Genomic DNA, 19,451 nt, shown 5'->3' on the forward strand with positions numbered 1-19,451 from the left:
ATGACAAATTCACCAAAACCTAGACGCTCAGCTTGAGCTGCAAACATTCCCTCGCGGTTCAAACTAAACTTTTGATTTTATTTAATTTGCCAGCCCTATCCATATTCTGCGTTGCGCCAGCAGATTTGTGGGCGTAATGCACAGGTTTTTTAATTTTGCAGTGTTTCAGAATAGCTTCAACTTCAACTCTGCCGGTTTTAAATCTGTTGATATTTTTTGAAACGCTCACGCTGTGAGCGTTTCAAAAAATATCAACAGATTGAGATCACCACCCTTGATGGCTATCGCACCGTACGTAAGCTATCGACTTTTCCTCTAAACAAATCAGTGAAGATACTCATTACTGTGCGATCGCGAGTAATGATATTAGCAGTCACAGACATACCTGATTGCAGGGGAATTTCTCGCCCATGCACATTAATCACTTGAGAGTCGAGTTGAATGGTCGTTGGGAAGCGATAAAATTGGTAGATTTCATTGGGAGGCAATGCATCCGAGCCAATCCGTACGACCGTGCCTTTGACATCGCCAAACTCACTAAATGGGAACGAGTCGATGCGGACATCAACCGACATCCCTTCTTTGACAAATCCAATATCTTTATTGGTGATGAAGACTTGTGCGGTTAACCCTTCGTTCGGCACAATCTTTAAAATGGGTTCACTCGTGTTGGCAACAAACCCTGTTCCCTTGGCTTGTAGGTCAAACACAACACCATCAATCGGGGCGCGGAGTTCTTGGTATTGCAACGTTACGGTTGCTTGCTCTATCTGTCCATCGATCTCAGAAATCCGTTTTTGGTTTTCGACGATCGCTTTATTGAGTTGGCTATCAATCTCTGTCAGGCGCTTTTCATTGTCTGCAATGCGGTTGAGTAAATCATTACCTGTGACCGCAATGGTATTTTGAAACTGTTGCTGTGCCTGGGCGATCGCATATTGCAACCGTTGTTCTTCTTGTTGCAACCGTTCTACTTCAGAACTACTATTTAGCACCTTTTGTTCTTGTTGACGCAATTGAATTCGCGCAATGCCACCTTCCTCTGCCAATGGACGAATATCCGCCAGAATCCCCTGGTCGATGTCCAAGCTTTGTCGTGCTGCTTGCAACTGACTGCGTGCCTGATTGTATTGTTGTTGCAGTTGTTCAACTTCAAACTGAGCAGCCGCTGCCCGAGAGTTAGACTCGATCAACCCGACTCGCAAACGAGTTTGCTGTTCGGGGCTGAGGTTACCGGCAGAGCCACCCCGTAATTGGGCTTGATAAAGTTGATTTTCTTGCAATAAGGCAGAGCGGTTGATCGTGAGTTGCAACACTTCGGGACGCAAATTGAGCTTCGTCGCTTCTTCCGGAGTTGGTTCTGCGACTCCCAGCATTTGAGCCCGATAAAACTGATTTTCTTGCACCAGTGAATCCCGAATTTGTCGGAGCGATTGCAACTGTGCGGTGGTAGTTCTGGGGTCAAAGCGAATCAACACATCTCCTCTGTTGACCCGTTGCCCATCTTCCACCAAGATTTCTTCGACAACCCCACCCACCGGAGCCTGGATTTCTTGTACCTGTTCTTGTGGTTCTAACTTTCCGGTCGCCGGAACGGCTTCGTCAATATGAGCCAGTGATGCCCAAATAATCGTAAACGACGTGACGCCAATAATGCCCCACAAAATGCCCCGCGACCAAAAGGAACTTTGCTGCAAAATTACAGGTTTGTCAAATGCATCTGTGCGGGTCAATTTATTAATCGGTTGAGGGGCATCTTGCTCTTGACCCTCGTCTCCGACGGGAACCAGATCTGACGATTCCTCTGGTTTTGCTTTACCGTTTTGTCCGTTTCGTGCCAGGAAGCTTTTCATAGAGATCCGGGATTAGGGGTTGGGGGGTTAGGGGGGCTGTTAGCTGTTAGCTATTAGCTGTTAGCTCTTGGCTATTAGCTGTTGGCTGTTAGCTGTTAGCTGTTAGCTGTTAGCTATTAGCTATGGACTACATTTGGGCTTCTTGCTGTTGATAGAGACAGTAGTAGCGTCCTCGGAGTGCCATGAGTTCGTCGTGGGTGCCTTGTTCGACGACAGAGCCTTTATCCATCATGACGATCATATCGGCGTTGCGAATGGTGCTGAGGCGGTGGGTGATGAAGAAGACGGTGCGTCCGGCAAATTCGTCTGCCAGATTGAGGCAAACCCGTCGTTCGGAGTCGTAGTCGAGGGCACTGGTGGCTTCATCCATGATTAACATGCGAGGATTTTGCAACACCGTACGGGCGATCGCAATCCGTTGACGTTGTCCACCAGAGAGGGCTGAACCTCGTTCCCCAACCCTGGTGTTATAGCCGTTGGGCAATTGCATGATAAAGTCGTGCGCTGCCGCCGCTTGAGCTGCCCGAATAATTTCTTCTGCCGGAGCATCAGGCACATTCAGGGCAATGTTTTCTTGCACACTCCCGTCAAACAACAACGTGTCTTGGGGCACAATACCGATCTGCTGGCGTAGAGAGTACAGCTCGACCTTACTAATATCATAGCCATCAATCAAAATCCGGCCTGATTCCAGATTATATAACCGGGGCAACAGTTTCATTAATGTACTTTTGCCAGAACCACTCTGCCCAACAATGCCAATAAATACGCCAGGTGGAAATTCGATGTTGACATTATTCAATTGCAGAGGACCTGTTGTGCCAAAGCGGAAGGAGACATCTTCAAACTTCACGGCTCCTTCAACGGCAGGCATGGGAATATTGAGGCGATCGTTTTCGTCTGCTTCAGGTGCAGCGTCTACAATATCGCTCAACCGTTCCATCGACAGCCCCACTTCCTGGAAGTTTTGCCACAGCTGTGCTAGACGCAAGAGTGGACTGGTGACATAGCCCGCAATAATCCGGAAGGCAATGAGCTGTCCTAAGGTTAACTGTCCTTTTAACACCAGGTAGGCACCGACCCACAATACCAACAGTCCAGACAACTGGTTGAGGAAATTACTGGTTGATCCGGCAGTGGTAGAGGTCAGCACTGTTTTGAAACCGGCACTGACATATTTGGCATACCGTTCTTGCCATTGCCAGCGCGATCGCAGTTCCATATTTTGTGCTTTCACCGTCTGAATGCCCGAAACCACCTCGACTAAATAGGATTGGGTTTCCGCATTTCGTTCTGCCTTAACCCGCAGTTGGTGGCGAATTAGCGGTGAGGCAATAAATGCCAATGCCACAAAGGCAGGAATCGTTGCTAACGAAACCAGCGTCAGCAACCAACTATAAATAAACATAACAACGATGTAGATGACCGAAAAAACGGCATCTAACACTACGGTGAGGGCAGTGCCGGTGAGAAACTGACGAATATTTTCCAGCTCATTAATTCGGGTTGCCAGTTCCCCCACCGGGCGCTTTTCGTAATAGCGCAAAGGCAATCGCAAGAGGTGGTCGATAATTTCTGACCCCAGCGACATGTCAATGCGGTTTGTGGTATCGACAAATAAATAGGTTCGCAGACTGGTGAGAATCGCCTCAAACACTGCCAGTACCAGCAAGAAAAACCCTAAAATTTGCAGGGTATCGACGCTGTTTTGCACAATCACCTTATCGATGATTACCTGGATCATTAACGGATTTGCCAGGGCAAACAATTGCACAAAGAAAGAGGCAACGAACACCTCAATTAAGACGCGGCGGTGCTTTTGAATAGCAGGTAAAAACCAGCGTAAGCTAAAGTTTTGCCGGGGGGTTTGGCTGGTTGGTTTGAGTAATAACACTTCGCCTTGTTCGCCCCAGGTTTCGGCAAACTCGGCGGGTTTGCGATGAATGATGCCGCGATCGGGAACGGCAATCGTCAGGTCTCGCTCGCTCACTTCGTAGAGCAAAACAGTCATGCCTTGCCATTTGATCAGGGCAGGAGCTTCTAAACGACCCAGAGCAGTTGCCGGAACCAGGACAAGTTGCGCGTTTAAGCCAACAAATTCACCCACCGCACCGCAAAGTTCTAAACTTAGCCCGCCGATGCGATCCATCTGGTTCGTCAGCACCCGTTTGATCACATCGCGGCGGAAAGGCATATTGAGATGCTGGCAGAGCATCTGGAAACATGCCATGGTCGAGCCAAGTTCCCCAGTTCCTCGAACAAAGGGATATTTCTGGCTTTGCCCTTTGCCTAAATAAGGCAGCAATGCAGGATCAGGTTCTTGCGGGCGATCGGGGGCGTAGGGAATATCGATGGGTTCCGAAGCGATCGCCGCTTCTCCCATCTCACCGGCGATCGCGGCATTCGTTATGACAGCATCCTGCACCAGTTTAGGAGGGGCTGCCACAATCGCTTCGGGAAAGCCGATCACGCGGGCAGGTAGTGTCCCGGTTACTTCCAACTCAGACTCTGCCAGGGTATTGAAATTTAACCGACTCAGGACAGGGTGATTGGCGATCGCACCGCCACCGCTGACCAACCACAGCCGATCTTTTTCTAATTGGGCTGTGGGCGTTGTTCCGGGAGGCAAGTTACAGACTACGGCATTGGTATGCAGCTCCATTGCCAGTTCTTTGATATCAGCATCGCCATTGGCTCGACGATGAATTTCTTCGCCCAACAACTCAAAGGCTTCGATTAAAGAGCAATGGTTACGGTAATAGCCTGAGAGCTGCGATTCTGCTTCTAACAGCGTCAGGAAATCCAGCGCCGGAATCACCAGGCACAGGGTTTCACTAGAAGCGATCGCCGTTTCACAGGGTAAACCCCGAATTAACCCCACCCACCCCAATACATCTCCAGGTTCACACAGCCTCAACGTGACCGGGCGTTGCGTCCGGGGATCATAGCCCAACAGCCGTACTCGCCCTTCATAAATTACGTTGATCTGGGCAGGCATCTTATCGCGCACCAGCAGAGCTTGCCCCATGCGATAGCGCAGCAATTGACACCGTTCTGCTAACTTAGCCAATGCCCCGGATGAGAGTTTGTCAAACGGAGTCAGGGTCGAAAGAAATTCTTGGATGGTTGATTTAGTGTAGGTCATGATGCATTGGGGGTAGCAGGGGAACCATTAGGGGCAATGGAACTGAACTGGCTGAGTTGCTCTTGCAACCAGGTGTTAAAAAACTCATTCAGCAAGCGGCGGCGCATTGAGTCATCCATTTGTGCCGGAACAAAGCGTTCTAATCGAACCACAACGATCCATTCACCAATCCGAGTCGGAGGCAACAGTTGCCCTGGCTGACTGATCGATAGCATTTTTCCCAGGTTTGGGTGAGGCACGCTCAGCTCTACCGGCCCAATTAACCCATCTGTTTGGGCTTCTGGTCCTTGAGAATAAATCCGAGCCAACTCAGAAAATGGTTGTTCTCCTTCTAAAATTCGAAAATATATCTCTTGAGCCAGCCCTAAATCTTTGACCCGGATCAGGGAATAAATGACTTTATCGAGTAAGGTTTTGCGGCTAAGGAAATAGGATTCTAATTTATTGCCCCAGGTTTCCTGCTTAAATTTTTCGATTTTTAGATCTCGCGTTGCCAAATTTTCGAGCTGCTCTGGCGTCATGCCATATTGTTGCAACCATGCTTGGCGCGTTTCATCAGACGTAATATCGTGTTCAGCAAAAAAGCTTGATCGGGCAGCCTCAATATCTTCTGGCGTACACTCGATGTGAGCGATCGCCTGGTCGATCAAAATTTCCCGATATAGCTGAGGCAACATTTGGTAACCTGCCAGCAGCGAAATCAGTTCCTCTGAGGCGATTTGACGGTTCCCAATTTGCAATATTGCGCCCATGTGTTCCGCTCTCTCGTAGAGTCTCCTAACTTAATCTAGTACACCAAATTAAAAGTTTTAGAAGAGGTGGAGGGAGTGACCCTCCGCATGGGGACTGCGCCCCCACCCCCCATGCTGCAAATTTAGTGTTTGCACTACTGGAATCTATGCCTGAACATGCATTTACGTGTTCATGCACACCTCAATCTATGTAAGCCTTCACAAGCTTACCTATTTTTTATCAATAGAGCTTTGCTTTTTTAGCTTCTTTCCCGGATTAACCATAGTTGATTTTTCTCTGCCAGTTTTTATAATGCTTAGGTGTTGGAGAGAGCAACGGCGAAGCCGTTGCTCTCTCAACTAAGATTGGGAGGTATTTCAGTTCATGATCCTTACACCAATTTTTATAAAGATGCGCCAAACCTATGACCCCCGGTAGTCCCTTTTGCCAAGGGGGACGGCGACAGTCGGGGGTAAATCAGACGCAGCCTCATCTAAAAACGGTATTAGTCCTCACTCTTTAAGTCTGAACGTTATTATTCCCTGTTTTTGCGTTATCTCTCAGAACCAGATGCCTACAAGCAAATTACCTGTGGGATTGCTAGTCATCAGGGTAACGGCAAAATTTGGGGTTGTCGGGAGTTTGCCTGATTCAGTAATGCATCGTTACATCGCCCAACCCGGACATTACCCAGATTCGCTCAAACTCACGCAAGTTGATATTCAAATTCATCCCCAACATCAGCAGCGCCGAAAATTGCGATCACTGAGTGCGAAGCGCTATATACTGAGTCAGCCGATGGATAGATGGCAACGAAACTAGAGATTTACCCTTTATTTATGGCTCAAATTGGCATCATTATGGGCAGCGACTCTGACCTACCTACCATGGAAGGGGCGATCGCCACTTGCGAAGAATTTGGCGTACCGTGCGAAGTCGCCATCATTTCTGCCCACCGTACTCCCGAACGGATGGTGGAATATGCAAAACAAGCCCATCTCCGTGGCTTAAAGGTGATTATTGCCGGAGCTGGTGGAGCGGCTCACTTACCCGGAATGGTCGCATCTCTTACCCCGTTACCCGTTATTGGCGTTCCGGTGCCCAGCCGACATTTGCAGGGGGTCGATTCGCTGTATTCCATTGTCCAGATGCCTGCCGGAATTCCAGTCGCAACCGTGGCGATCGGAAATTCTAAAAATGCTGGGTTAATGGCTGTTCAGATTTTGGCATGCCAGCAATCAGACCTCCTAGAAAAAGTGCAACTCTATCGCCAAAGTTTGAAAGATATGGTGATGTCAAAGCAAGTTAAGTTAAATGAGCTGGGCTATCAACAGTACTTACAAGAAATGTAACGGTGTCAGGCAGCATCCTGCGCTTGTTGTTGGACAGGAATGCGAATCATAAACTTCGTGCCTTCGCCCAATTTGGAGTAACACTCTAACTTGCCTCCATGTTTTTCAGAGACAATTTGATAACTAATTGGCATTCCCATCCCGGTGCCTTTGCCCACCGATTTTGTGGTGAAAAATGGGTCAAAGATGCGTTTGTGGACGCCTTCTGGCATACCAATGCCGTTATCTGAAATGGTGATTTCAACCCAGTCTGCATTGAGTGATGTCGTTCGCACTGTAATACAACCGGGGTGGCTCTGATTTTCTGGATGCTCGGACGGGTTATTGAGTTCATCCAGGGCATCAATGGCGTTGACCAGAATGTTCATAAACACCTGATTGAGTTGACCGGGATAACATTCAATCAGGGGTAAATCGCCATAGTCGCGGATCACTTCTATTTCTGCACATCCTGGTCTTGCTTTCAGCCGATGCTGCAAAATTAGCAATGTACTGTCCAGCCCTTCATGGATGTTGACTGTTTTGAACTCTGATTCATCCATGCGTGAAAAGTTACGCAGCGATAGCACAATCTGACGAATGCGATCGGTGCCTATTTTCATAGAATTGAGGAGTTTGGGTAAATCTCGCTGTAAAAACTCAAGATCGATCGCTTCGGCTTCTGCGACGATTTCATCAATGGCCTCGGGATAGTGCTTTTGGTAGAGTTGGATGAGATATAGAAGGCTGTCAGCGTAGTTTTGGATATGCGGCAAGTTGCCATGAATAAAGTTAACTGGATTATTGATTTCGTGGGCGACCCCTGCTACTAATTGCCCTAAAGACGAAATTTTTTCAGTCTGAATTAATTGCGCTTGTGTCTGTTTTAAATTTTCAATCGTCTGCTCAAGTTGATGAGATTTATTACGTTCTCGGGCCTCACTTTCGCGTAGGGTGGTTTCGATTTGTTGCCGTTGAGCAATTTCGGCTTTGAGTTGTTCGTGGATTTCTAATTGCCGAAAGACACCATCAAATGTACTGGCTAAGAATTGAATCTCGTTGGTCGGTAGGGTTTTTGGCATCGGAAAGATGCCTGTCTTTTTACTTTGAATGACGGCTTCACTTAATGCTTGCAAGGGGCTTAGCACATTGTGCTGAAGCAATATACCCATGAGCAACAAAATGGTGACGATGCCAACAAATAAGGTCAGAGTTGAGGTGATAAATGTTTTGTTGGCAGCTTGTTGCATTTGATTGAAATCAATCAAGGCGATGGTCACACCCTGCCGTTGGGATACACCAAATAATGTGCTGCTAAAGGGTAGAATCTGCACCACAACAGGTTTGTTATCCAACATCATGGTCTGGCTAACTTCAACCCCTGTGGTAGCGGCTTGATCGAGCGCTTCTTTCAGTTGCGGATAGAGAGAATTGTAGGGCTGACGGGTGGCATCTTGCGGGCTGCGAGCGATCGCTATACCATCGGGGTCAACAATGGCAATTTCAATTACACCGGGGATCGTGGCAAAATTTTGCACCACCCGACGCAGAATACTCTTATTTTCTAACTCCAGTAATCCTTCCGTAGAAAACTCAAGCGATTGCGTAATCGATTGTGCTTGTTTATAAACTTGCGTTTCTAAGTCAGTCTGCATCAGTCGGTAGTTGAGGCCGAGGGTTGCCAAACCGATGGTGGTAATAGACAAGCCAATGCTCACTAACAATCGTCGCGACAAACTATGGGAACGCAACCATTGGGTCATGATTGCCATACCTCGATCGCTGCTTTCACTAGTTCTTTGTTAATCTTTACATCCTGACGGGGCAACCGTCCGGCACGCGGATCAGATTTCAATAGTTCAGACAGTTGAGCGATCGCTTCAGGCAAACGACCCGACTCAAACATCTGCTGCTGCATGGTAATGTCACCCTTTTTCAGACCGGCATAGTCACTGGCAAATGCCTCTGGAGTCTGCTCCAGTTTTAGGGCAACGTGTTGAAACACCTCATCGGGATTCGTTTCCACAGCATCCATAATGTCGAACCAGGTGGCAATAAATTGAGTCAGTTCGGCTTTTTTGGTGCGGGTAATGGTTGAGCGGGAAACCAACATATCAATGACTAAGCTATCAATTTCTTGGGTTGTAAAAATGATATTTCCCTTAATTGTGGCAGCCGTTTCACCGAGCAGAGGTTGCCAAATGACCGCAGCATCCAGCGCTCCCGTTTCCATTAGTTCAACCGCAACCTCATTAGAAATATCTTCAACCTTGACCTCTTCGGGTTTGACCTGATGTAGCTTGAGGGCTTCTAGCAAAATTAAATGGTTGACGGTGCCGAGTTTAGCCCCAACTCGTTTGCCACGGAGATCGTCTACAGATTTGATGTCAGGCTGTGCAACAATGCCATCGGCACCATGGGAAATATTTGTGATCAGCACCACTTCAGGCTGATCGCTGCCCGAAGCCGATTGCACCACATCCCACAGCGATGCAAAATTAGCATCTAACGTGCCGCGCAGCATTGCCCGCGTGGAATCTTGCTGATTTTCAAACCGGATCAGTTCTACGTCCAATCCTCGTTGTTTAAATAAGCCTGCTTCTTGGGCATAAAGCACAACATCAAAGCCTGCCCAGCTGCTGATCCCCACTTTCAACGGTTCCAGTTGATGCGGTAGCAGGTTGCAAGCATGGATCAAGAGACTGGTGACCAGTGTCAAGGCAAAGAAAACACTCAGCGATCGCCATCTGTTAAGAGGTAAAAAATCCTTACGCCAGGGGGGGGATTGAATTTGAGTTTTTCTACCCATGTGTCACAGCCTCAAGGTGCTTATTCAGCTAATGTGCCCACATGAGACGGGGGGCTAACGATATGGCTACCGGATGGACTGGTGCAACTCCCGAAACCATGAGTCTGGCGTAGAGTTTGTGTAGAGTCTGGCGTCGGTTAGGTCAGCGTCAGCACAACCCAACAAAATCTTGCTGTTGCTGGGTTTCAAGTTATGGTTCGGATGACGAGTAAACCTCTGGATTGACACAGAAGGGTAACCGATCGCCTTGTAGACCTGCTATTAAATTGGCGATCGCCATAGATGCCATCTTGGCGCGGGTTTGTTGACTAGCACTGCCGATATGGGGCGTAATGATCAGGTTATCCAGCGTTAAGAGAGGACTCTCCATCGCAATCGGCTCGGGTTCTGTCACATCCAAGGCTGCGGCTGCGATGGTCTGGTGGCTCAGTGCCCGGTATAGAGCGTCTGGATCAACGATGCTCCCGCGTGCTGTATTGATCAAAATCGCAGACGATTTCATTTGAGCAAATTGGCGATCGCCGAATAGATGATGGGTGTCTGCCGATAGAGGCGTATGAATCGTGACAATATCGGATGTCTGCAATAACTCTGCAAACGGCACAAATGTGATGTTAAGCGATCGCTCTAACGCTTCATCACAGCGATGTCGGCTGGTATACAACACCTGCATCTCAAACCCTTGCGCCCGTCGGGCAACCGCTTGACCAATGCGCCCGAACCCGACAATGCCCAAAGTTGCCCCCGTCACATTTGGTCCCAGCAACCAGTCTGGTTCCCAGGTTTTCCACTGACCTAACCGGGTCAGGCGATCGCCTTCTACCACACGCCGCGCCGCTGCCATAATCAATGCCCAGGTTAGGTCGGCAGTGGCATCGGTCAATACGCCGGGTGTATGTCCGACTGGGATGCGTCGTGCCGTTGCTGCGGCTATATCAATGTTGTCGTACCCTACTGCCATCTGGCTGATCACCTTGAGTGCCGCACCCGCTTCGATCAAACTGTGATCAATCGGATCGGTCAGTAGACAGAGCAAGCCATCCAGGGTTTTGACCTTGTCTAGCAGCAGCTCAGCTGGTGGTGGAGAGCGTTCTGCCCAAACTTCAACATCAGCAATCTGGTGCAGCGGAGACAGATCGCCCGGTAGACGACGAGTGACAAAAACCAGCGGTCGAGCCATAACAGTAACCCGAATAGCATCGGTTGAGGTGTGTCTCTATTAAAGATCGCTTTCGCTTGATTTGCTAATTTATTGTGAATGCCTTGCTCTGCGTAGCACTCACGCCAAATTTCGTAACCCAAATTAGCAACGCGTCAACAGACAGTACTTATAATTACGATAAGTGTTCAGGAGAGGCAATCCGCATGTCGCCTGCTGATTTGGAGACTAGACTAGCTGTTTTGGAGGCTGAAGTTGCAAAACTTAAGCATTTCCTTCCGCCTGCAATTGAAACGCCTTGGTGGGCAAAAATCGCAAATACGTTTGCTGATGATCCCGTCTACGAAGAAGCGATGCAACACGGGCATCAATATCGACAATCTTTAAAGCAGTTATCTGACGTGGAATCTGAATCTTAAGATGTACCTCTTGGACACCGATCACCTCAGTGTATTGGAACGCGGAGGCACGTCTGCACGACTGTTATTAAGCAAACTTGCAAGTGTTCCAGCTAATGAAGTTGCAACAACAATCATTACATATGAAGAACAAATGCGTGGCTGGATCAGTTACATAGCCAAGACAAATTCGATTGAAGCTCAGGTTATAGCCTATAGCAAGCTAGAAAATCATCTTGTTAACTACCGTACTATTCCTATCGTTAGCTTTGATAACGAAGCAGGACAGATCTTTCAAAGCCTTCGCAAAACCTATTCACGTTTGGGTTCGATGGATTTGAAAATTGCTGCGATCGCTATTTTCAACAATGCTACGCTGCTGACAAGAAACCTCGCCGATTTTAAGCAGATTGCAGGTTTACGGGGAGAAGATTGGACAATCTAAACCAAAGATTCACTTGTCGCAGTTCAGCTCTATCTATTGAGGACGTGTTTGAAATCAGTATGGATGAACGGGATGCGTACCTGCGTCGCTTAATTGAAACAGTTCAGCAGCAACCCACGGGTAGCGTGCAGTGGCGCAAAGCCATGAACCAATTACTCCGCGAAATTCAACATCTTCCAGGGTTAGCGAAGTCGAGCCATCCGGACTATGCCGCTGTGTTAAATGATACATGGATGGCGTTAGGAGACTCTATTCGAGAGTTTGAACCTCGGCAAGCGTCGTTGGAAAGTAGTTTGACCGCCTGGATCAATCTGAAACTTCGGCTGAAATTTAAAGTGCGGGAATTGCACGCCCCTCCAACATCTACCCCTTCCAGTTCTAGTAAAACTCGCAGTGCGATCGCAGATTTTAAGGCACAAGCCCGAAAACCGCCCCTATCATTGGATGCACCCATGGGAACGGAGTCGGGGGCACGCTTTGGTGATCAGTTGCCGACACCCGGAGCCTATACGTTATGGGAACTGGAGGACGAAATTCGGCAGGCACAAGCGCAGCACCAGCGCAGTCGGATTGGGCTTCAGTTGCAGCAGTATATTGAAGCCGATCCCGATGAGAAATTACGGCAGTGCCATCCCCAAGCCTATCCCGATTGTCATTGTCAGATGCTGAGTTTACGGTTGCTGCTCAAGCATCCGCCCGATCGCCTTGCCAGTCTTGCTCGCGAATACGCGATCAACTATCACACTCTCAACTGGCATTGGAAAAATAGAGGTATTCCCCTGTTGCGAGCGATCGCCCAAAATTTTGGCTATCAGCCTGATAGAGAAATAGAGTAATTGATTCACCTGGTTTAGGGCAGATTGTCCAGCACCAGACTCTCCCTGATCACCCTCCTCACCCTTGCTTATGACCTCTTTTATGGCTTCGTCTCTCACCGTCCCCATCAGCGCTGATGCCCATGAATGGGCACACCAATTTGCCATTGAGCAAATAGATGCGGCTAAGGGCAAACAGGTTTACTTAAATACGCTGGCAGTCTGGGCGGTACAGCAATATTTGCGCTGGCTCCAGATTGATAGTGATTTGCACCAGAGTGATAGTTGGAATCCTGCGGCTAGAGCATTATTTGATGCAGCAGATCTGGTTTTACCGGGATTAGGACGGTTAGAGTGTCGTCCGCTGTTACCCCAGGAGGATGCGATCGCCTTACCCGTGCCGATTCACCCGGATGCCCTGGGTTGCATAGCTGTACAGTTTGCTGAAACTCTTGACCAGGTTGAACTTCTGGGGTTTGCCACGGCTGCACAATTACCAGACACGGAAGGAATGCTGGCGATCGCCCGTCTGCAATCGCTAGATGCCCTGCTCGACTACCTGAGTGACGTGGAAGCCCAGGCCCATCAAGCCCCCGTACCGATGCCGCTCACCCACCTCAGCCAATGGTTGCAGCGCACCTTCGAAAAAGGGTGGGTAGTGGCAGAAGAAATTTTGGGCGAACCGCAATTTGCTCTGGCATTTCGGAAAGCCACGGTGCGGCGTGCCAAATTAATCCATCTATCCCCCTGGCAAGACCCTTTGGGCATGATGGTCAGCCTCATTCCAGACGATCCGCAGCACATCAATATTCAAGTGCAGATTTGTACGGTAGCCGAAGCCACCCATTTACCCCCGCATTTGCAACTGCAAATTTTGACGGACACGGGAGACGTGTTTAGAGAAGTGGTTGCGGGCGAGGCAGATAACTTTTTGCAATACGAATTCACCGGGCAACCGGGCGAGCAATTTAGCATTGCGTTGGATTTTGGGCAGACTCGTGTTGTAGAAGGGTTTAGAGTCTAAGGCAAGCTAAACGCAGGTGGGAATCAATGGGGAAAGTAGTCATCTTGGATATTGACGGTACGCTGCATCTGGGCGGTGCAGTGGTGCTGGAAATTCGAGAGGATCAGGACTTTGCCCAGCACCCGGCTGTGCCGCACACGATCGCCCGAGTTAAAGGTAGACTCCCACCTGCGCCCGACCTGGCAGCGTGTTATCACCATTGGCGATCGCTCTATCGTAATTTGACCCTGGTGTTTCGCCTGGGCGATCGCCCCAATCCGATTACTCGGGGATCGAGGGCGACGATGATCAGCGACTGTCAACAGGCTGCCCGAAGTCTGGTTGAACAACTGCATCAATGGCTAACGGCAACCTCGTTTCGAACCATCCGAGAACAATTTTTAGAAAAACTTTCTCCTCAAGATTCGATTCAGCTCATCTTACAAACCGAAGACCCAGATTTACGCCATCTCCCATGGCATTTGTGGGATATCTTACAGCGCTATCCTGCCGCAGAACTGTCGTTAAGTGCACCAACGTATGAACGTATCCAATTCCCAATGGGGTTGCGCCAGCAACCGAGAATTTTAGCCATCTTAGGCAACCGAGACGGCATCGATATTGACGCAGATCAGGCTTTATTACAAACCTTATTAGGAAAAACAGAACTCGTCTTTTTAGTCGAACCCAAACGCGATGTGTTACAGCAGCACCTCTGGGATGAAGTGGGCTGGGATATTTTATTTTTTGCCGGACACAGCACCAGTTTTAGCAATGGCGAAGCGGGACAGATTGAACTGAGTGATTGCGATCGCCTGTCTTTAGATGAACTGACCTATGGGCTCAAAAAAGCGATTGGACGAGGGCTAAAGCTGGCAATTTTTAACTCCTGCGATGGTCTGGGCTTAGCCCATCAACTGGAGCAACTCCATATTCCCCACATGATTGTGATGCGCGAACCCGTTCCTGATGCGATCGCGCAAACTTTTCTCAACCATTTCCTGACTCGATTTTGCCACGGATATCCCCTGCACCTGGCGATCCGAGAAGCCCGCGAACAACTGCAAGCCCTCGAAGCCCAAAGCCCTTGCGCCACCTGGCTACCCATTCTTTGCCAAAATCCTACTGCCCCTACCCTCACCTGGCAAACCCTGCTCGCGTCCGGACAGTCCCAAACTGAGCCATCCCAGGGAATCTCTTTACCGCTTCATCTCCCTACCGCTTCATCCCCCCACCGCTTCATCCCTGCTTGCCCCTATCAGGGACTTTCCGCCTTCCAGGAAGCAGATGCTGCTTTATTTTTTGGACGAGAAGCATTAGCCGATCATCTGGTTACTGCGGTTCAAACCCGTCCCCTCGTTGCTGTCATCGGTTCGTCGGGCAGTGGCAAATCCTCACTCGTCCTGGCAGGTCTGGTGCCCCGGTTACGGCAGACTGGGACGTGGGCGATCGCTCATTTTCGCTCTGGCGATCGCCCCTTCTATCGTCTGGCAGAAGCGTTAATTCCGTTATTAGAGCCTGATCGAAGTGAAACGGATCAATTGGTCGAAGTGAATAAGCTGGCGATCGCCCTGCAATCGCGATCGCTACCCTTAACCCAGGTGGTGGATCGGATCTTGCAAAAAACGCAAACCCAACGCTTTTTACTCGTTGCCGATCAGTTTGAAGAATTCTATTCGCTGTGTTCTGAAAGCGATCGCCAGGAGTGTTTAGATACGTTACTTACGTCGATCCAGGCACCGACACCGTTGACGCTCGTATTAACGTTGCGAGCAGACTTTTGCGAATATGCATTGGCGTACCGTCCCCTGGCTGAAGCCTTGCGCCGCTACCCACCCGAATTATTGGGACCGATGACCCGAGAGGAATTGCGGGCAGCCACCGAAAAACCTGCAAATGTGCGGGGCGTCCAATTAGCAGACGGGCTAACAGAGCGAATTTTAGATGCCATCGAAGCATCTCCTGGACATTTACCCTTGCTAGAATTTGCCCTCACCTTACTCTGGGAGCAACAACACCAGGGCTATCTGACCCACGCCGCCTATGATGCCATTGGTGGTGTCGAACACGTTCTGGCCAGCTATGCTGAGCAATTTTATGCGGCTTTAGACGTGTCCGCCCAGCGACAAGCCCAGCAGATTTTTACCCAGTTGGTTCATCCGGGTGCCGGTACGGCAGATACGCGGCGCTTGGCAACCCGTTCGGAAATTGGAGAACACGCCTGGTGTTTAGTCTCTGCGCTGGTCAATGCTCGTTTAGTCGTTAGCCATCGAGATGATGCGGCAGCAGAGGAAGTAGTTGAGTTAGCCCATGAAGCTTTAATTCAAGAGTGGCAACGGTTGCAGCAGTGGCTTCAAGACGATCGCAACTTTCGCACCTGGCAAGAGCAACTGCGGAATACGTTACGACAATGGCAAAGTCATCAACACGACGATGATGGGTTATTGCGAGGGGCTTCTCTATCGCACGCCGAACACTGGTTTGCTACCCGTCAAGAAGACTTGAGTTTGGCGGAACAGCAGTTTATTCAACAGAGTTTGCAGTTGCGATCGCATGAACAAAAAAAACGCGATCGCCAACGACGATTTAAGATCATTAGCATTGCCAGTAATATTGCCATTGCTTTGAGTCTAACGACGTTTGGCTTATTGCAATGGTATCGCGCAGAAACAGTACAAACTAGCGCTCAAACCGAATCCTTAAGTACGTCGTCGGTTGAATTATTTAACTCTGGTAAACAGTTAGAAGCACTGTTGCAAATTTTGCGCGCCGGGCAACAACTGTCGGCTTCTCGCGATCTGGACTCAGAGACACAAACGAAGTTGATGGTGTCACTGCATCAAATTATTTACGGCATTCGAGAATACAATCGCTTAGACGGGCATACGCGCACCGTTATTAGTGTCAGCTTTAGTCCAGACGGTCAACTGCTCGCGTCTGCCAGTGATGATAATACGATCAAACTTTGGCAACCCGATGGGAGTTTGATTGCGACCTTAGAAGGGCATAGCGATCGCGTTCGTAGCGTCAGCTTCAGTCCCGATAGTCAACAGCTTGTGTCTGCGGGTTACGATGGCACGATTCGGCTGTGGCAACGAGATGGTAGTTTGCTCACCGTTCTCCAAGCCCACGACCAAGAGATTAATAGCATTAGCTTTAGCCCCGATGGACACATGATTGCCTCTGCCAGTGCCGATGGCACTATCAAACTCTGGCAATATCAGGGAACGGGTTTAGCATCCACCCCCTCTGCAATTTTGTCAGGGCATCAGGGGTGGGTTTCATCGGTCAGCTTTGCACCCGATGGACAAACACTAGCATCCAGTGCAACCGATGGTACCGTTAAAGTATGGCGACGAGATGGCAGCTTAATTGCCACCCTGGAACAGCAGCATACCCCTGTCAACGGCATTGCCTTTAGCCCTGATGGGCAACTCCTGATCTCCGCCAATAATGACGGCAACATATGGGTATGGCGACGGCACAATCACACCTTTCCCGTTGAGCCAGACCGCATGATTCAAGCCCATGCAACTCGGGTTTGGGGAATCGGGTTTAGTCCCGATGGTGAAACATTTGTCTCTGCCAGTGCCGACAATACGATACGAATCTGGCATCCTGACGGCACCTTGATTGAAACTTTAGAGGGACATACCTCTCCGGTTTATAGTGTCAGTTTCAATCCCAAAGGCGATGTTTTGGCGTCTGCCAGTGCCGACCAAACCGTGCGTTTGTGGCATCCTAATGGTCTACCTCTGAATCATTTACCCCAACAACAAGCACCGATTACCGACGTCAGCTTTAGTCCGAATGGTCAATTATTGGCAACTGCAAATGCAGCGGGCACTGTCGCGTTATGGCAACCCAACGGCACTACCGTTGCCCTTTTACCCAGGCAGGCTGAACAGGTGAATGCAGTTAACTTTAGCCCATCCGGTCAACTGCTAGCGAGTGCCGGAAAAGATGGCAACGTCCAGATTTGGACATCTGACGGGAAGTTGTTGCAAACATTATCGGGGCAAGTCCCCATGTTTGATGTCAGTTTCAGTCCCACTGGTCAGCTTGTGGCAGCAGCCGGAGAAGATGGCACCATCCAGATTTGGCGACGGACGAATACTATGACGTTCAATCCTGAACCTGTGCAGAGTTTAAGCGGCAGCCCAAGTTGGCTGGCATCGCTGGCGTTCAGTCCAGATGGGCAACAGCTAGCGGCTGCGGGAGAAGACGATGTGGTTTACCTGTGGCAACGGAATAGTTCGGGTGTGTTTTCAGCCACCCCTGCCAAAGTTTTTGCGGGGCATACCAGCCGCATTAACCAGGTAAGTTTTAGCCCCGATGGGCAAATGTTGGCAACGGCAAGTGCCGATGGCTATGTGAAAATTTGGTGGCGGGATGGCAGATTATTGATGACGCTGAGTGGTCATAACAATCGGGTGAGCAGTGTGATGTTCAGTCCCAACGGGCAAACGCTAACCTCTGCAACAGCCGATGGAATCGTAAAAATCTGGAGTCTTAACGGGAGTTTGTTGAAAAATTTTCAAGGGCATCAGGGTAGAATTTCTGCTCTGAGTTTTAGCCCCAATGGTCAAATCTTGGCGTCTGCGGGCGAAGATCAGACCGTGATTTTGTGGAATCTGAGTTTCGATCGGTTGATGGCACAAGGGTGTCGTTGGGTTAGCGACTACTTGAAAAATAATTCTACGGTAATGGAGAGCGATCGCACGCTTTGTAACTACCCATCGACCTCCTCTCCCTCAGATATGAACTGAATCGTATTTTTATCCCATGACAAACCGGCAGCTATCCCGACGTGATCGGAAGGATAGATTTTAGGGTTATCGGCTGCTGCTTGATTCAAAATAATGCGGCAATCATCAACGGTGAAGGACGAACTGACAAAAATATAGTCGAGGGTGCCGCGCCAGGGTTTGAGGCTACGATTTGCCCATATCCCTCGCAATCGGTGGGCAATCTTGCGAATGAGGGGATATTCGCCTTTAACTAAGGGCGTAGGGCACGTATACGGCGGTTCTTGCCCATGATAAGCCGCATAAGCAGACCTGAAGCGATCGCGCATCAATGCAATTTCTGGCGTATTGGGTGTTGCGTTAAAGTCTCCAACGGCAATCACGGGTAAATCGGGGGATACTTCATCCAACCACTTCAGCAATACCTTTACTTGCTGCAAGCGTTCTAATGAAACACCAGGCTTCCAAAAATAGTGTCCATTACAAAAAACAATTCGTTGTTGATGGATCTCTAGTTGAACCGCTTGCGCCAATCGACCCTGTCCTTGTAAATCAAGCGGCGATCGCCATACAAATGGATACTTGCTGAGAATGGCAACCCCATAGTCTGGACCTTGAGCATACGCTCGCTTGCGAAAGGGCACTTGATAGACATGGGGCATCTCCAATTGGTCTGCTAACCACTGCCCTGTATTCGCTTGAAAATTAACCTCTTGCACCCCAATTAAATCGGCTTGCTCGGCGGCTAGCCCTGCTACCAGTAAATCGCGTCGTTGTTGCCAATAATCAAGGTCAAAAAGGATATTAATGCTCACCACTTTCAGCACAGTCGTTAATGCCCCACATCAGTGCTACTCTGGCATTTTTGCATATTCGCACCCTGACGCGATGAGTTTTACTCCAGCCATAGCTATAGCGATCCTAAATCAGTTGTGCAAGCGCCTGTCCTTCGGGCAGGCGCTTGCACAACTGATCATGTTCACGCATCAAATCAGGGTAGTTCTGGAAACATC

The 19,451-nt window shown here is 49.3% G+C and carries 14 protein-coding genes; 7 read left to right on the top strand and 7 right to left on the bottom strand.

The window, feature by feature from the left end:
- Positions 1 to 281: 281 nt before the first annotated feature.
- The 3 genes from ACR6Z4_RS23835 to ACR6Z4_RS23845 all read right to left on the bottom strand — a co-directional run bounded on the left by ACR6Z4_RS23835 (position 282) and on the right by ACR6Z4_RS23845 (position 5,750).
- A complete protein-coding gene (locus tag ACR6Z4_RS23835; RefSeq protein WP_479719830.1) occupies positions 282 to 1,853 on the bottom strand; it encodes a beta-barrel domain-containing protein in 1,572 nt (523 codons plus the stop codon).
- Positions 1,854 to 1,980: 127 nt separating this feature from the next.
- A complete protein-coding gene (locus ACR6Z4_RS23840) occupies positions 1,981 to 4,998 on the bottom strand; it encodes a peptidase domain-containing ABC transporter (protein ID WP_479719831.1) in 3,018 nt (1,005 codons plus the stop codon).
- Positions 4,995 to 5,750 carry a peptidylprolyl isomerase gene (locus ACR6Z4_RS23845; RefSeq protein WP_479719832.1) on the bottom strand — a complete coding sequence of 252 codons (756 nt, stop codon included), beginning with the start codon at positions 5,748 to 5,750 and terminating at the stop codon, positions 4,995 to 4,997. Before ACR6Z4_RS23845 ends, ACR6Z4_RS23840 begins: the two co-directional genes overlap by 4 nt.
- Positions 5,751 to 6,300: 550 nt before the next feature.
- On the opposite strand from ACR6Z4_RS23845, the gene ACR6Z4_RS23850 reads away from it, so the two are divergent.
- The gene (locus ACR6Z4_RS23850) at positions 6,301 to 6,552 is read left to right on the top strand and encodes a hypothetical protein (protein ID WP_479719833.1); all 252 of its coding nucleotides are present in this window, start codon (positions 6,301 to 6,303) and stop codon (positions 6,550 to 6,552) included.
- Positions 6,537 to 7,082, top strand: a complete 546-nt coding sequence (gene purE / locus ACR6Z4_RS23855) for a 5-(carboxyamino)imidazole ribonucleotide mutase (RefSeq protein ID WP_479719834.1) — start codon at positions 6,537 to 6,539, stop codon at positions 7,080 to 7,082. The genes ACR6Z4_RS23850 and purE overlap by 16 nt, the downstream gene beginning before the upstream one ends.
- Positions 7,083 to 7,087: 5 nt before the next feature.
- On the opposite strand, the gene ACR6Z4_RS23860 is transcribed toward purE, so the two are convergent.
- From ACR6Z4_RS23860 to ACR6Z4_RS23870, 3 genes are all read right to left on the bottom strand, one after another.
- On the bottom strand, positions 7,088 to 8,833 hold the full coding sequence (locus tag ACR6Z4_RS23860) for an ATP-binding protein (RefSeq protein WP_479719835.1): 1,746 nt from the start codon (positions 8,831 to 8,833) through the stop codon (positions 7,088 to 7,090).
- Positions 8,821 to 9,870 (bottom strand): ABC transporter substrate-binding protein, encoded by a 1,050-nt coding sequence (locus ACR6Z4_RS23865; protein WP_479719836.1) that lies wholly within the window; start codon positions 9,868 to 9,870, stop codon positions 8,821 to 8,823. Before ACR6Z4_RS23865 ends, ACR6Z4_RS23860 begins: the two co-directional genes overlap by 13 nt.
- 190 nt (positions 9,871 to 10,060) lie before the next feature.
- A complete protein-coding gene (locus ACR6Z4_RS23870) occupies positions 10,061 to 11,050 on the bottom strand; it encodes a 2-hydroxyacid dehydrogenase (RefSeq protein ID WP_479719837.1) in 990 nt (329 codons plus the stop codon).
- A gap of 185 nt (positions 11,051 to 11,235) precedes the next feature.
- Here ACR6Z4_RS23870 and ACR6Z4_RS23875 point away from each other — a divergent pair, with 185 nt between their 5' ends.
- The 5 genes from ACR6Z4_RS23875 to ACR6Z4_RS23895 all read left to right on the top strand — a co-directional run bounded on the left by ACR6Z4_RS23875 (position 11,236) and on the right by ACR6Z4_RS23895 (position 18,459).
- A complete protein-coding gene (locus ACR6Z4_RS23875) occupies positions 11,236 to 11,448 on the top strand; it encodes a hypothetical protein (RefSeq protein ID WP_479719838.1) in 213 nt (70 codons plus the stop codon).
- A gap of 1 nt (position 11,449) precedes the next feature.
- The gene (locus ACR6Z4_RS23880; RefSeq protein WP_479719839.1) at positions 11,450 to 11,872 is read left to right on the top strand and encodes a type II toxin-antitoxin system VapC family toxin; all 423 of its coding nucleotides are present in this window, start codon (positions 11,450 to 11,452) and stop codon (positions 11,870 to 11,872) included.
- A 59-nt stretch (positions 11,873 to 11,931) separates the two neighbouring features.
- Positions 11,932 to 12,708, top strand: a complete 777-nt coding sequence (locus ACR6Z4_RS23885; RefSeq protein ID WP_479719840.1) for a hypothetical protein — start codon at positions 11,932 to 11,934, stop codon at positions 12,706 to 12,708.
- An 82-nt stretch (positions 12,709 to 12,790) separates the two neighbouring features.
- Positions 12,791 to 13,711, top strand: coding sequence for a DUF1822 family protein (locus ACR6Z4_RS23890; protein ID WP_479719841.1), 921 nt, complete (start codon positions 12,791 to 12,793; stop codon positions 13,709 to 13,711).
- A 26-nt stretch (positions 13,712 to 13,737) separates the two neighbouring features.
- Complete coding sequence (locus ACR6Z4_RS23895) at positions 13,738 to 18,459, top strand: nSTAND1 domain-containing NTPase (RefSeq protein ID WP_479719842.1); 4,722 nt, start codon at positions 13,738 to 13,740, stop codon at positions 18,457 to 18,459.
- On the opposite strand, the gene ACR6Z4_RS23900 is transcribed toward ACR6Z4_RS23895, so the two are convergent.
- Positions 18,423 to 19,253, bottom strand: a complete 831-nt coding sequence (locus ACR6Z4_RS23900; RefSeq protein ID WP_479719843.1) for an endonuclease/exonuclease/phosphatase family protein — start codon at positions 19,251 to 19,253, stop codon at positions 18,423 to 18,425. The two genes, ACR6Z4_RS23895 and ACR6Z4_RS23900, sit on opposite strands and share 37 nt — an antisense overlap.
- Positions 19,254 to 19,451: the final 198 nt, after the last annotated feature.

It is taken from the genome of Calyptranema fuscum S582 (assembly GCF_055793305.1).